The sequence below is a fragment of the Ensifer sp. ZNC0028 genome, assembly GCF_000799055.1.
GTDB lineage: Bacteria > Pseudomonadota > Alphaproteobacteria > Rhizobiales > Rhizobiaceae > Ensifer.
Map to the genome: position 1 here is coordinate 1 of NZ_JTLA01000137.1, position 14,392 is coordinate 14,392.

Consider the following 14,392-nt stretch of genomic DNA (forward strand, 5'->3'; position numbering starts at 1 on the left):
CCTTTCGCTGTCGGGTGCCGCCGTCGACATCGAGAACCGCCCGCCGATCGGCACCGCCATTCTGCTCGGCAACATGAAGGGCCGGATCGTCCGCCACTTCCAGGAAGGCTGCGCCATCGAGTTCTCGGGTATTCAGTCCCGTGAAGCGCTGACCGAATTCCTCTAACGGCCCTGCGCCGTTCGGCGACCGATCGCCCCGCATCCGGCAAGACTCACAGCCCGACCGTCCCGCCATCCATGCACCCGACCTGAAGCCGTGTTCGTGCTTCTCTTGTGCGGCAACGCCCCCGCTCCTGCATCAACGCGCTCCGCCCGACCGCGCCCGAGCGAACGTGCCAGAAGCGCACTCACTTAGCCCTACGGCCGCGTAGCCCGAACGCACAGGATGAGCGGCGACAACCGGAGCGGTTTTCGCAGGCAGCGACACGCCGCGCCTGCGCCTGGATCATTTCGAGACAGGTGCGCGCAACACGCAAACGCATTCGCCGTCTGCAAATATTTTTTCCGGCAGAATTCCAGCGAAAACGCATATTTCAAGTCAAAAGTCTCCGGAAGAGCCGTGGGCTGACACGGAAAATCCGCGTTTCCCGCCGCGCCCGCACCGCGACTTTTGCAAAACCCGACGGCCTTCCCCTCATAAAACCAAGTAAATACAGATGGTTGATTACTTAACAAATTACATCTCCATCTGCGAAGGAAGCTGAAATAGATAAAATTTGATTCAAATTCGATTCAAATACAAATAAAATTCTATTCTTGTTTTATTCTTATACGACTTTCATTTGTACTTGTTTTTAGCTCGCAAGTTCGCGAGCGATAAAAACGTCCGTGCCATTGTCGAACCATAACGGGGAGACAATCATGCTCAAGACAATCACCAAGCTGATCGCGATTGCGGTCCTTTTCACCGGCGGCCTTTTCGGCACGGCCCAGGCTCTTACGGCCAACATGGTCGTGACCGGCTCCACCAACCCGCCGATCGGCCACTACGAGTTCTGCAAGATCTATGCGTCGGAGTGCACCTCCAACGGCAAGGATCGCGGCCCGATGGTGCTGACCCGCGAAGGCTGGCAGAAAATTCTCGAGATCAACTACGACGTCAACCAGGCGATCACCCCGATGACCGACATGGAAATCCATGGCGTCGAAGAGAAGTGGTCCTATCCGGAAACCGTCGGCGATTGTGAAGACTACGTCCTCCTGAAGCGCCGCAAGCTGATCGAAAGCGGCTTCTCCGCATCCGACCTCTTGATCACCGTCGTGCTGCAGCCGAATGGCGACGGCCATGCCGTCCTTACCGTTCGCACCGACCGCGGTGACTTCATCCTCGACAACATGCGCAACAAGGTTCTGCTGTGGTCGGATACCGAATACACCTACCTCAAGCGCCAATCGACCGAACATTCCGGCCGCTGGGTCAAGCTTCAGGACGGCCGCACCGTCGCCGTCGGCAGCGTTCGCACACAGTAAGATCCGAAACACAGGCAGACCGCCACCCGGCGGACGCCTCCCAACGGGCCTCGGTCAGTCACTTTCCCCGTCCAGACCGAGCCTCGGCCGGTTCCGTGTCCCTCGGAACCGGCCGTTTTTTTTATGCAGCCTCACCTCCCCGGGTAACTGCAGGCATTGGGCATTCATCGAAAGTTAACCGTCTTCGACCAGCGTCGGGCAAGCGGCCTCCGCCACAGTTCGGCCTGCCACGAGCCAAGGGGTCGACACTCGACTTGGGCGCGGCCAACGCGACGGGACGGCCACGATGAGCAACTCTCCAAACGGGATAGACGAACCGGAACTCCGGCCACTTCTATCCACCCGTTTCGTCTATCGGGTGACGGCGATCGTCGTTATACTTGCCGGACTGACGGCGGCAATCGCCTTCGCGGGACGATGGTTCGGCGAAAACCTTGCTCTCGCCGGCCACACTGCGAGCCGCGAGACCTACGATATCTTCATCGGACAGGATCACCTGCGGCTGCCGGCGAATATGATCCGCTTCGAGGCGCAACGTGCCACTTCGATCGTCGGGCGTGTCGACGTCTACCTGACATGGCCGGGCCTCGAAGGTTACAGCGACGAAAACCGCGACCTCTTCAACGACGTCGACGCACCTGAAAATCTGATCTTCCTGCAGATTTCGCAAAGCACCATGTCCCGCGACATGTCGGGCCGGCTGGAGCCAATCTACACGCAAGTCTTCGACGGCGCTCCGTCCCCCGGGCCGAACGGACTACAGTTGCACGCGACCAAAGTTGCCTCCAGCTATGCGGGCGAAGTCTTCTATACTGCGGAGCGGACAGACCAGGCGCCCTACGTGGTGCGCTGCCTGAAATCCGACGCGCAAACCATATCGACGAGCGCCGACTGCCAGCGCGACATTCATGCCGGCAAGGACCTCGTCGTGCTCTACCGCTTCGCCAATAAACTGCTGCCACGGTGGAAGGAGATCGACGACGCGATAACGGCTTTCATCAAAAGCCGAATCGTGCCCTGATTTCGTCCAACTGATGTGGTCGAGCCTGTCGCCGCGCCATTGCGCTACACCGGAATTGTCTTTGTACGAATGCGTCCGATTCCGGAAACCAATCATTCATCATAAACCGATTGGTAACGCTATGCCGATACTGTCTCGAGAACGGTCGTTCCCGGAGGCGGCGTCCGGACAACCCCATGACATGAGAATAAAGAGCAGCGTAGTGTCCCAAACCGGTTTTTTTGATCTCGCGAAGCGCCCGTTCGGCGCTCTTTCAAAGATGGTAAAGCGGGTCGTCCTGGCAGGCACCATTGCCTCGGTCGCCTTTGTGTTGCCCGGCTTTGCAGCGTCGACCTACGCCAATCCCAAATATTCGGGCATCGTCGTCGATGCCAAGACCGGCAAGATCCTCTATGGCGAGGATGCCGACGAACTGCGCTATCCGGCGTCTCTCACCAAGATGATGACGCTCTACCTCACCTTCGAGGCACTCGAAGCCGGCCGGATCAGCAAGTCCACGCAGATTCCCTTCTCGAAGAACGCGTCCGCGGAACCGCCGTCGAAGCTCGGCGTGCGCGCCGGCCAGTCGATCACCGTCGAACAGGCGATCCTTTCGCTCGTCACCCGGTCGGCCAACGACGCCTCCACGGCACTTGGCGAGTATCTCGGCGGCTCCGAGCAGCGCTTCGCCCGCATGATGACGAACAAGGCGCGCGCGCTCGGCATGACGCGCACGACCTACCGCAACGCCAACGGCCTGCCCAATCCGGAACAGCGCACGACCGCTCGCGACCAGGCCCGCCTCGGTCTCGCGCTTCGCCAGCATTTCCCGCAGTATTACGACTACTTCTCCACGCGCAGCTTCCGCTTCGGCAAGCAGACCATCGGCAACCACAACCGCCTGCTCGGCAATGTGCGCGGCGTCGACGGCATCAAGACCGGCTACACCCGCGCCTCCGGCTTCAATCTCGTGACCTCGGCCCAGATTGACGGTCGCAGCATCGTCGCCGTCGTCATGGGCGGCACCTCGGGCGCGAGCCGCGATGCGCAGATGCGCCGCCTGGTCGCGAAGTACATGCCGGACGCGTCGCGTCGCGGCAACGGCAACCTGATTGCCGAGACGAAGCCGACTCCGGTTCCGGCAGAAGAGACCCAGGTTGCAGCCGCAGCGCCCGTTGCCGAGACGCCGGTCGTCGCGGCCGTCGCCACGGGCCACGACCTGCCCAACACCGGTCCCGTTCCGGACTTCCGCTACAATGGTGAAAGCGCCAGCAGCGTGCAGATGGCCTATGCCGGCAACAAGCGCGCATCCGACAACCCTGTCCTTTCCCCGAAGATCGTTCCCAACACGCTCGACGCACAGAGCCTGAAGCTTCGCCAGCCTGCAACCGCAGCCATGGTCGACACGCAGATCACCCATTCCGTGCCGAAGAAGGCAGACGCTGCCGCCAAGGCAGAGCCCGCCGAAGTCGCAAAGGCCGAGCCGATGCCGGCGCAGCCGCAGGGCTGGGTGATCCAGATCGGTGCCACGCCGGACAAGGACCAGGCCATGACGCTGCTCGGCAACGCCAAGGACAAGGGCGGCAAGGCACTTCGCAACGCCCAGCCGTTCACCGTTGCCTTCGGCCAGGTATACCGCGCCCGCTTCGGCGGCTTCGACGACCAGAATTCCGCAGTCAACGCCTGCAAGGCCTTGAAGAAGAAAGGCATCTCCTGCTGGGCCAGCCAGCAGTAACGACGAAATTTGGCGGCCGGATGTGTTTGTTTTTCGGCCGCCTTCCTCGGATTTGTACAGCGTAACGAGGTTAAACATGGCAATGAACGAGAACGTTCCGGGTGTCACCCCGCTGCCGGGGCGACGGGCTAAACCGTCGCGCATCAATCTGCACCCCCTGCACGAGGCGGCCATGCGCATCGCCGATCTCGGCCTCAATCGATCGAAGGCCAAGACACGCGATCTCGTCGGCATGCTCTTGACGCACGGGGCGCGTGCCTGGCGTTCGACGCAGCCACGCGCCGGTATCCACCTTCACGTGACGGCGCCGAACCGGCGCCATCCGCTGAAGATGCGGATCACCTGAACATCCACAGTTCGAAAGGCGGCTTCGGCCGCCTTTTTGCTTTCTGGCTGGATGATGGTGCGGCCTCGGTGGAGTCGTTTCGCGCACGGTAAAGTGCGAAAGCGGGCGATGCTTTCAAGGAACACGCTGGTTGCCGAACGATCGCAAAGCGCTCAGCAAAATACCCGCGGCACAGGAATTCTAGAGAAGTCCGAGTTCCGCCAGTTCGCGCCGCAATTCGAGCGGCATCTCGGAACCGCCGCCCGAGAGCGACGCCAGGTCGCGCGGGGCGTCCTTGTCGGTCAGGTAACGCCAACCCTGGAACGCACGGCGCGGCTGCAGTTCCGTCTCGACCACTTCCGGACCCAGCAGCAGATTACAGCGGCCGATGCCTTCACCGTCCGTAAAGGTCTCGATGCCGATGAGCGACTGGCGCGCCTGCACGCTGCCCTTGATTACCCAGTAGAGCGAGCCGCCTTCCAGCAGCTCCTCTACGCGCTTGGGCACCATGCGCGTCGTGTGGAACGAGTGCGGCTCCAGGCCAGCGGCCATGGCGGCCATCGCCTTGCGCGAAACCCATTCGCGCAGATCCTCGATCGATTCCGCTCCGACACAGAGCTTTATGAGATGTAGAGACATGGCTTTTTTGAACACCCGTCCGGCCGTTGCGGTCAAGCGGCCAGACGTCGTTCATCCACAATCACCGCAACACGCCCGGTCGATACACCGACGTTCGGGCTTCACGAGCCCTGCAAGCTTGCAGGCCTCAACACTCGACGACGTTGACCGCTAGACCGCCGGTCGAGGTCTCCTTGTACTTCTCGTTCATGTCGACGCCCGTCTGCCGCATCGTCTCGATGCAGGCGTCGAGCGGCACGAAATGCTTGCCGTCACCCTTGAGCGCCAGGGAGGCGGCGGTTACCGCCTTCACCGCGCCAAGCGCATTGCGCTCGATGCAGGGCACCTGCACGAGGCCCGCCACGGGATCGCAGGTCATGCCGAGGTGATGCTCGAGCGCGATCTCGGCGGCATTTTCGATCTGCTCCGGCGTCCCGCCCATAACGGCGGCAAGGCCGGCCGCCGCCATCGCCGACGCCGAGCCCACCTCGCCCTGACAGCCGACCTCGGCGCCGGAAATCGAGGCATTATGCTTGATGATGCCGCCGATCGCGGCAGCCGTCAGCAGATAGTCGCGAATGCCTTCCTGGTCGGCATCGTCATGGAAATGCATGTAATAGCGGATCGTCGCCGGCACCACGCCAGCGGCACCGTTGGTCGGCGAGGTGACGACGCGGCCGCCGGCAGCGTTCTCCTCGTTGACCGCCATCGCGTAAACGCTCAGCCAGTCGTTGGCGAGCAGCGGATTGGCCTTGTTGGAACGCCACTCTTCCTGCAGCTTGTCGTGGATCGAGCGGGCGCGGCGGCGAACCTTCAGGCCGCCGGGCATGATGCCGTCCTGGCTCAAGCCCCTGTCGATGCAGTTGCTCATCGCGCCCCAGATGCGGTCGAGCCCGGCGTTCAGTTCGTCCGGCGACATCGTCGCCTCTTCGTTCGCCCGCTTCATCTGCGCGATCGTCAGGCCGGAGCGCGCAGACATATCCAGCATTTGCTGTGCCGACGAGAACGGAAACGGCACCTTGACGCCCGTCGCCTTGTTCTTCGAGGCGCGCATGGCCTCCAGTTCCGTGTCGGTCACGACGAAGCCGCCGCCGATCGAATAATAGATCCGCTTCAACAGCAGCCGGCCGTCACGGTCGAAGGCGGAAAACGACATGCCGTTGGCATGGCCGGGCAGCGGCACCTTCTTGTCGAAGATCAGATCGGTCTTCGGCTGGAACTCGTAGGACGGATGGCCCGGCGGCGTAATGCGGCCCGTGCGTTCGACTTCGTCGATCAGGGCATCCATGCGGTCCGGATCGACGAGATCCGGGCGTTCGCCGACGAGGCCGAGGATCACCGCCCTGCCCGTTCCATGGCCGATGCCGGTATGGGCGAGCGAACCATGCAGGCTCACCTTGATGGCGGCGACGGTGGCGTGGGACGGACGCGGCCAATCATCGGAAAGGATGAGATCGAGAAAGCGATTGGCGGCCGACATCGGCCCCATCGTATGCGAGCTCGAAGGCCCGATACCAATCTTGAACACGTCGAAGACGGAAAGAAACATAAGCTGCCTGCCCCGGAGACTGACCCGCGACGCACGGGCACGATCGCCCGCCGCCGCATTCACGATTGCCTCGATACCACGCTTCATGGTCCATGCGAACCGGCGCCGTATCCTCATATTCACTGAACGATTTTATCCTCAGATCGGTGCCGATTTAAGGACATTCACCAGCAGATATAGGAACGAAGCCTAAGCGATCCCATGGCCGGCGCTCAGGCGGTCAACCGACATTCGATCGCATCCATGCGACATCGTCGCCCGCGTATATTCCGGCGAGCCGTACCCGGAATCAAAAACGGCGCGGCTCTTGGGAAGCCGCGCCGTCAATCAGTGGACTTGTCTAGAAACTAGATATCAAAGGCCGCCGAAAAGATAAGCAAGAACAAGAACGCCAGCGAAACCAGCTACGGCGCGAGCAGTCACGCCCCAGCAAGACTTCTGAATTGTATTGTCCATGATGTCTCCGAAAAACTCTCAACGGCCGCGGGCAGCACAGTAGGCGCCCGCGTCTGGGGCCATGCATATTGAAGAAAGCGTAAATGCGCAATGGGGGAATGTGGCGGAAAAGTGTCCCGCTTCGGCGCTCCTCCACACGATCCTGGTGAAAACCCCTCAATTCCCCGGCAGAGGCGAAGAGAAATTCCGCCGCATTTTCATCACAGTAGTTGACGCGTCGCCGATTCAGGCGCCGCCCCGGCCACCTTGCAATTTCCAAAAGCCATGCCAAAAACACGTGTATGACCTTCGAAGATTACATAGCACTTGTCGTGTTTATCCTGCTTTGGGCGGGTTTCAGCTGGGCGACCGATGGCACCCGCGGCTTCAAGCGCGTGAGTCTCACCCGTCTCATGAACGAGCATCGCGGCCGCTGGATCCGCAATTCTCTCAACCGCGACCTGAAGATGATCGACACGCAGATCATCGCGGGCCTGCAGGCCGGCACCGCCTTCTTCGCCTCGACCACCATCTTCGCGCTTGGCGGCTGCTTCGCGCTGCTCGGCGCGACCGAACAGGCGCAGATGATCTTTGCCGACATGCCCTATGTCTTCCATGGCGGGCGCACGGCCTTCGAACTGAAGGTCGGCGGCCTTACCTGCCTGTTCGGCTACTCCTTCTTCAAGTTCGGCTGGTCCTACCGGCTGTTCAACTATTGCTCGATCCTGATGGGCGGCATCCCGATGACCGCCGACATGCAGCGGGATCGACACGCGGCGGAAAAGGCAGCCGAGCGGGCGATCCGCATGAACGTGCTCGCCGCCAAGCATTTCAACGCCGGTCTCCGGGCGATCTTCCTGTCGATCGGCTATCTCGGCTGGTTCATCAGTCCCTATGTGTTCGTGGCGCTCACCGTCTTCGTCATCTTCGTCTTGACCCGCAGACAGTTCTTCTCGGAAGCGCGGTCGGCGCTCCTCCAGGACGCAACACCCTGACGATCCGCGCGCCCGGCGCGCCGAACGGCGGCGACTTGCAGCCACAACGTTCCATCAGCAATCAAGGACGCGTGCCTGGCGCAAGCCAGGCCTGCCACTCTTCCTCACGCCAACAGGATGGCGAATGCCCATGTCCGATATCCATGTGACCGCACCGGCAGCAGAGACCCCCGCAAAACCGACAGGCAGGCGGCTCGCCTTCATCGATGTCGCGCGCGGCGCGGCACTGCTTGCCATGGCGACCTATCACTTCGTCTGGGACCTCGAATTCTTCGGCTATGTCGCGGCAGGCACCGCCGGCACCGGCGGCTGGAAGATCTTTGCGCGGCTGATTGCCAGCAGCTTCCTGTTTCTTGCCGGCTACAGCCTCGTGCTCGGGCAATGGCCGACGATCCGCATCGATGCATTCCTGCGCCGTTTCGCCAAGATTGCCGGCGCCGCAGCACTGATCACGATTGCCACGTATTTCGCCTTCCCGGACACGTTCATCTTCTTCGGCATCCTGCATGCGATTGCCGCGGCAAGCCTGGTCGGCCTGATCTTCCTCAGGCTTCCTGCCGTCGTTTCCTTCGTTGCAGCCGCCGCCGCCATCGCAGCCCCGTTCTATCTGAGATCGCCGATCTTCGATGCCCCCTGGCTCTGGTGGGTCGGCCTGTCGGAAACGCTGCCGCGCTCCAACGACTACGTGCCGCTGTTGCCGTGGCTCGGGCCGTTCCTGCTCGGCCTAGGTACCGCCAAGCTCTTCCACGCGCGGCTGGTGTCCGCGCTCGCAAGCCGGCCTTCCACAGATCGCAAGGGGCGGCTGTGGATGACGGCCCTCGTCTTCGGCAGCCGTCACAGTCTGGCCATATACCTCATTCACCAGCCCGTGCTCATCGGACTGGTCTATCTCTTCTCGCTGATCTCTCCGCCGACACTGCCGGATCCCAAGGAAGCCTATCGCAGCAATTGCGTTGCGGCCTGCAACCAGGGCAATCCGGCTGTGCCGTGCGACAGCTTCTGCGGCTGCACTCTCGACCGTCTGGTGGAACAGAACCTGTTCGACAGTCTGAACAGGGGAGAGATCAACGTCAGCACCGATGAACGCATTGCGCGAATCGCACAGCAATGCACAATGAACGTGCAATCAGGGGACTAGGACATGAATGCCTATCGTGCCAAGCCGCTGAACTTCCCATGGCCGGCCCTGCTCTATGGGGTCGCCACTCTTGCGGCGCTCATCCTGGCGCGACATTTTCCCATTCCCGTCGCCCATGGCCACGGCTGGTTTCCCTGGATCAGCGGCGGCATCTTGATGGTCGTCGCCGTCTGGCTCGATCTCTGGGCGGTCAAGACGTTGCTCGACCGCCACACCGCCGTCCTTCCCTCTCGGTCGGCAACCTGCCTCGTCACCTACGGGCCGTTCCGCTTCACCCGCAACCCGATCTATCTCGGCTACACCTTGATGATGATCGGCTTTGGTCTGGCGACGCTCAATCCCTGGTTCTTCATCACGGCGATCACAGCGGTCATGCTGACGACGCTCCTTGCCATCCGCAACGAGGAGCGACACCTGCTGTCGCGCTTCGGTTTCGAGTTCGAGCGCTACTGCCGACACACCAGCCGCTGGATCTGAGCGCGGGAGTACGCGCAGCAAAAAGGGCAGCGCGAACGCTACCCTTCAAAATATCCAGAGATAAACCAGCGAACCTTCAGGTGCCGACGCCGATTTCGGCCAGTCGCGTCAGGCATGCCTCCTCGACATTGTCGAGTTCTGTCAGCGTATCGTCGATGTCCTTGCGCTTCTGGCGCAGCTCTTCGCGCTTTTCCTCGACGCGCGACATCAGCAGCTGAAGCTGGCCGAGTTCGCCAGGCGGGTCCTTGTAGACCTGAATGATTTCACGGATCTCGGCGATGGTGAAGCCGATGCGCCGTCCGCGCAGGATCTCCTGGATGAGCCGCCGGTCAGCCGGCCGGAACAGGCGCGTGCGGCCACGGCGCTCCGGATGGATGAGGCCCTCGTCCTCATAGAAGCGCAGCGTTCGGGTGGAAATGCCGAATTCCCGCGTCAATTCGGTGATGCTATAGTATTTATTCACGCTGCCATTCCATGTGTTCCTGCACATGCACTATCGTTGACCTTGACGTAAAAGTCAAACAACGCGCCGCGTTACGTAACGTGGAACCACCAGGTGGCGATGCCGAGAAAACTGAAGAAGCCGGTGATATCGGTAATGGCCGTCACGAAGACGGCGGAAGAGACCGCCGGGTCGGCGCCGAAGCGATCGAGGCAGAGCGGCACGAGGATGCCGCCAAGGGCGGCAGCCATCATGTTGATCAGCATCGCAGTCGCGATGATGCCGCCGATGTTCGGGTCCTGAAACCAGAGACCGGCAAGAAGGCCGATCAGCGTGCCGAAGATCATGCCGTTGAGCAGCCCGACGCCGGCTTCACGCCGGATGATGCGCGGGGCGTTGTGAATGTCGAGACCCCGGGTCGCGAGCGCGCGCACCGTGACAGTCATCGTCTGCGATCCGGCATTGCCGCCCATGCCCGCAACGATCGGCATCAGGATGGCGAGCGCCACGATCTGCTGGATCGTCGCGTCGAAGAGGCCGATGACCGAAGCGGAGATGCAGGCGGTCATCGAATTGATGAACAGCCACGGCACGCGCGAGCGCGATGCCTCCCCGACGGAGTCCGAAAGTTCTTCGTCGCCGACGCCGCTCAGGCGCAGCAAGTCTTCTTCGGCTTCTTCCTGAATGACGTCGACGACGTCGTCGATGGTGAGCACGCCGACGAGCCGGCCGTTGTCGTCGACCACGGCCGCCGAAAGAAGGTCGTATTGCTCGAACAGCTGGGCCGCCTCTTCCTGGTCCATCTCGGCCGGAATGGCATGGCTGGTGTCGTGCATGATCGCATCGACCTTAACCGACCGCTTCGTTCTGAGGATACGGTCAAGGTCCATCGCGCCGAGCAGCTTGAAGGTCGGGTCGATCACGAAGATCTGCGTGAAACTCTCGGGCAGGTCCTCGTCTTCGCGCATGTAGTCGATCGTCTGACCGACGGTCCAGAACGGCGGCACCGCCACGAACTCGGTCTGCATGCGCCGACCGGCCGTGCTTTCGGGATAATCCAGCGAGCGGCGGAGGCGAACCCGCTCGGTAAACGGCAACTTCGCCAGGATCTCGTCCTGGTCTTCCTGGTCGAGGTCTTCCAGAATGTAGACCGCGTCGTCCGAATCCATCTCGCCGATGGCCTCGGCGATCTGTTCGTTCGGCATGTGTTCGACGATGTCGAGACGGATTGCCTCATCGACCTCCGTCAGTGCCGAAAGGTCGAACTCCTTGCCGAGCAGCGAAACCAGTGCCAGGCGCTGATCGGGCTGGATGGCCTCGAGCAGGTCGCCCATTTCCGACGAGTGCAGGCCGGCGACATGCTGGCGCAGGTAGATCGTATCGCGATCGGCGATTGCCGCGCCGACATGCATGAGAAAATCGGAGCGGATAGAACCGTCGTCGGCATAAATGTCCGAGCCATCAAAGGCCTTGACGTCTTCCGAGCCGCGGTCTTCGTCGCCAGTATTGCTCATGCGCGCCCTCGAAACGATTTGCTGCTTCCCGGCCGCCCACCTCGCAAGCCGGAAAGAATGCGTCCACTGACGGTTGCCTGGACCTCACCCGCCGCCACGGACGGGAATTTGGGCCTTACAGCCTGCTAGCGCAAAGCCCTGCCGAGGTCCACAGCACAGATACCACCGGCAGCGCCGCAACAACAGATTTATTCAAGCTGTTGCAAATACATGAAAAACCGGTCGCATCTCGACACAGTCGACATCGCTCGCGCGATCGGCTAGCACTTCAGTCGAGATATCGGCAGCGCAACACGCATTTGGCGTCGCCAAGGAAGATCTGATGGCCATTCGCCCCATTGTCCGCTTTCCCAATCCGCTGCTGACGCGGAAGGCGGAGACGATCACCCGGTTCGACCCGGCACTCGAAGCGCTGGCCGCGGACCTTCTCGACACGATGCGGGCCGCCCCCGGCGTCGGCATCACGGCGCCGCATATCGGCATCCTGGAGCGCGTGACGGTGATCGAGCTCGATCGCGACAGCGGCGCCAGGATCTTCGTCAATCCGGAAATCATTTGGCACAGCGACGAGAAGGCACCCCACACCGAAGGCAGCGTATCGATGCCGGGCATCCTGGAGGAAGTCGAGCGCCCAAAAACCGTTCGCGTCCGCTACCAGACGCTGCGCGGCGAGACGATCGAGGAGGAAGCCGACGGCTTCATGGCCATCTGCCTGCAGCACGAAATCGACCAGCTCGACGGCATCTTCTGGACACAACGGCTGTCGCGCCTCAAGCGCGATCGCGCCATCAAGAAGTTCGAAAAGCTGACCAGGGAGCAGGCGCGCGGTTAGCGCACCGGTTCCCTGCCCGCAACATCAAATCATAGTCACCAAGGACCGAACCATGAAACCGACCTATCTCGCCGTCATCGGCCTCCTCGTGCTTGCCGGCTGCAACAGTGCCCAGCAAAATCTCGAGCCCCTGCCCCAGAGCCTGACCTATGGCGAAAACGCTGCCAACAGAAAGACACAAGCCTCACCCGGCGCCATGGTGCAGAACCGGTTCATGTATGAGGGCCAAATGGTCTACGAGACCTATGAAGTCCAGCCCGACCGCACCTACAAGCTCGTCCGCCGCCGCATGGACCAGAGCGGACCTGCCGGCAACAACTGATACGAATGAGCGGCGCACGGGCGCAGCGACCTCTGCCGCCCGTCGCCGCTATCAATTTCGAGCCGCGTAAACCGCCGTTTCGAATTCGAGATAGCTCCCGAACGAAGCTGGATCGGCAAAGGGCAGTATCTGTGTTGCCCACAGGCCGCCGAGACCGTTTTTCCGGTCTATCCAGTAATAGAGGTTTGCAAGCCCCGCCCAGGCCAATGCGCCGGCGGGCCGCCCGGTCGGCGCTGCTTCATCGTTGATCATGAAGCTTATCCCCCAGGACTTCGGCATGCCGGGGAAAAATTCCGCGTCGTGCGACAGGCTCTTGATCACCCCCGGGAGCCTCTTGATCTTCTTTTCTCCAAGGCCGTTCCTTTCCGCCATCTCGACGGTTTCGGCTTTCAGCACCCGACCGCCGGGAGACATCCCGGCGTTGAGCCACATGCGGATAAATTTGGCGTAGTCGACAGCCGTCGAATAGAGACCGTGTCCGCCCATCTGGACCTCCGGGTCTTGCGGGAGCCTGAAATCAGGCCGCGGCGACAAACGTCCGGCATCGTCCCTTTGATGTAGCGTGACCACACGGGAGATCATGGACGGAGTCATGACAAAGCCGGTGTCCTCCATGCCAAGCGGTTCGAGGATGCGCTCCGCCATCACGGCGCCAAGCCGCTTGCCGGTGATGCCCTCAACGACTTGGCCGGCCCAGTCCAGGCTGCTCCCATATTCCCAGTCGTCGCCGGGATCGAAGAGCAAAGGCGTCCGGATGGATGCGTGGGATGCGGTGATCACGCTCGGCTGCCCATGCTGACGTGCCAACCGGGCGTAGGTCTCGTTGAAAAAGTCATAGCCAAAGCCCGCCGTGTGCAGGAGCAGCATGCGCGTGGTGATGTCTCGTTTGGGCGGGCGGAGTTTCGGATTCCCCGCGGGATCAAACCCCTCGATCACCTGCAGCGTGCCGATTTCGGGCGCGTACTGCCTGGCGGGAGCGTCGAGATCAAGGTTGCCCTCCTCGACCAATTGCAGGCAGGCCGTCGCCGTGATCGCCTTCGTCATCGAGAAGATCGCAAAGACGCTGTCGGCCGTCATATCCGTCGCGCCAGCCAAAGAGCGCGCTCCGGCCGCGCCCTCGTAAAAATTGCCCTGTCGATCCGTTGCGATCGCGACAACACCGGGCACGCCATCGGCGGAACGAACCGCGGCATTGAGGATTGCATCGGCACTAGTCTTGAGATCGCCGGACAAAGAAACCTCCCGCATAGCCAAGGCTTCGACACGCGTGGCGGGCGTGCCACCTTTCACGTCGAAGCGCCGTGAAAATCCTAGCACCAAAGGGCGACCCAAGCCATTTTCTGTCGGCCATGGAAAGAGAGAGCTGTCGGCTACTCAGCGCGAGACGAACGAGATTCGGATACCGCACGGCATCACGCTGCTGGCGACCAGGGCGCGCCAGAACGGGGAAACTAAACATGGATTTGAAACAAAAAACCCGGCCGAAGCCGGGTATTTGGTGCGGTCGAGAAGACTCGAACTTCCACGGGTTGCCCCACAG

Annotated in this window: 14 protein-coding genes and 1 pseudogene; 10 read left to right on the forward strand and 5 right to left on the reverse strand. The window is 61.6% G+C overall.

What is annotated here, in order from left to right:
- The 5 genes and pseudogenes from L981_RS28970 to L981_RS28990 form a co-directional block, all read left to right on the forward strand.
- Window positions 1–166, forward strand: a pseudogene (locus L981_RS28970) (PilZ domain-containing protein); the annotation flags it as partial.
- A 695-nt stretch (window positions 167–861) separates the two neighbouring features.
- Window positions 862–1,470, forward strand: a complete 609-nt coding sequence (locus tag L981_RS28975; RefSeq protein ID WP_043624822.1) for a transglutaminase-like cysteine peptidase — start codon at window positions 862–864, stop codon at window positions 1,468–1,470.
- 286 nt (window positions 1,471–1,756) lie between these two features.
- On the forward strand, window positions 1,757–2,491 hold the full coding sequence (locus L981_RS28980) for a hypothetical protein (RefSeq protein WP_043624825.1): 735 nt from the start codon (window positions 1,757–1,759) through the stop codon (window positions 2,489–2,491).
- Between the two features lie 181 nt (window positions 2,492–2,672).
- On the forward strand, window positions 2,673–4,205 hold the full coding sequence (locus tag L981_RS28985) for a D-alanyl-D-alanine carboxypeptidase (protein ID WP_043624828.1): 1,533 nt from the start codon (window positions 2,673–2,675) through the stop codon (window positions 4,203–4,205).
- A gap of 76 nt (window positions 4,206–4,281) precedes the next feature.
- The gene (locus tag L981_RS28990) at window positions 4,282–4,551 is read left to right on the forward strand and encodes a hypothetical protein (RefSeq protein ID WP_034795983.1); all 270 of its coding nucleotides are present in this window, start codon (window positions 4,282–4,284) and stop codon (window positions 4,549–4,551) included.
- Between the two features lie 180 nt (window positions 4,552–4,731).
- On the opposite strand, the gene L981_RS28995 is transcribed toward L981_RS28990, so the two are convergent.
- Window positions 4,732–5,169 (reverse strand): DUF1489 family protein, encoded by a 438-nt coding sequence (locus L981_RS28995; RefSeq protein ID WP_043624832.1) that lies wholly within the window; start codon window positions 5,167–5,169, stop codon window positions 4,732–4,734.
- Between the two features lie 127 nt (window positions 5,170–5,296).
- Window positions 5,297–6,697, reverse strand: coding sequence for an L-serine ammonia-lyase (locus L981_RS29000; RefSeq protein WP_043624866.1), 1,401 nt, complete (start codon window positions 6,695–6,697; stop codon window positions 5,297–5,299).
- Window positions 6,698–7,434: 737 nt separating this feature from the next.
- On the opposite strand from L981_RS29000, the gene L981_RS29005 reads away from it, so the two are divergent.
- The 3 genes from L981_RS29005 (at window position 7,435) to L981_RS29015 (ending at window position 9,742) form a co-directional block, all read left to right on the forward strand.
- Window positions 7,435–8,127 carry a DUF599 domain-containing protein gene (locus tag L981_RS29005; RefSeq protein WP_043624836.1) on the forward strand — a complete coding sequence of 231 codons (693 nt, stop codon included), beginning with the start codon at window positions 7,435–7,437 and terminating at the stop codon, window positions 8,125–8,127.
- Between the two features lie 130 nt (window positions 8,128–8,257).
- Window positions 8,258–9,265, forward strand: a complete 1,008-nt coding sequence (locus tag L981_RS29010; protein WP_043624841.1) for a heparan-alpha-glucosaminide N-acetyltransferase — start codon at window positions 8,258–8,260, stop codon at window positions 9,263–9,265.
- 3 nt (window positions 9,266–9,268) lie between these two features.
- Window positions 9,269–9,742 (forward strand): isoprenylcysteine carboxylmethyltransferase family protein, encoded by a 474-nt coding sequence (locus L981_RS29015; protein WP_043624844.1) that lies wholly within the window; start codon window positions 9,269–9,271, stop codon window positions 9,740–9,742.
- Window positions 9,743–9,818: 76 nt separating this feature from the next.
- On the opposite strand, the gene L981_RS29020 is transcribed toward L981_RS29015, so the two are convergent.
- Both L981_RS29020 and mgtE read right to left on the reverse strand, forming a co-directional pair.
- On the reverse strand, window positions 9,819–10,232 hold the full coding sequence (locus L981_RS29020; protein ID WP_043624847.1) for a MerR family DNA-binding transcriptional regulator: 414 nt from the start codon (window positions 10,230–10,232) through the stop codon (window positions 9,819–9,821).
- A 44-nt stretch (window positions 10,233–10,276) separates the two neighbouring features.
- Complete coding sequence (gene mgtE, locus L981_RS29025; protein ID WP_043624851.1) at window positions 10,277–11,698, reverse strand: magnesium transporter; 1,422 nt, start codon at window positions 11,696–11,698, stop codon at window positions 10,277–10,279.
- Between the two features lie 322 nt (window positions 11,699–12,020).
- Here mgtE and L981_RS29030 point away from each other — a divergent pair, with 322 nt between their 5' ends.
- Entirely contained in the window at window positions 12,021–12,530 is a 510-nt protein-coding gene (locus tag L981_RS29030; protein WP_043624854.1) for a peptide deformylase, read from the forward strand.
- 52 nt (window positions 12,531–12,582) lie between these two features.
- Window positions 12,583–12,852, forward strand: a complete 270-nt coding sequence (locus tag L981_RS29035; RefSeq protein ID WP_043624859.1) for a hypothetical protein — start codon at window positions 12,583–12,585, stop codon at window positions 12,850–12,852.
- Between the two features lie 51 nt (window positions 12,853–12,903).
- Here the strand turns inward: L981_RS29035 and L981_RS29040 are convergent, their stop codons facing one another.
- Window positions 12,904–14,085 (reverse strand): serine hydrolase, encoded by a 1,182-nt coding sequence (locus tag L981_RS29040; RefSeq protein WP_043624863.1) that lies wholly within the window; start codon window positions 14,083–14,085, stop codon window positions 12,904–12,906.
- Window positions 14,086–14,392: the final 307 nt, after the last annotated feature.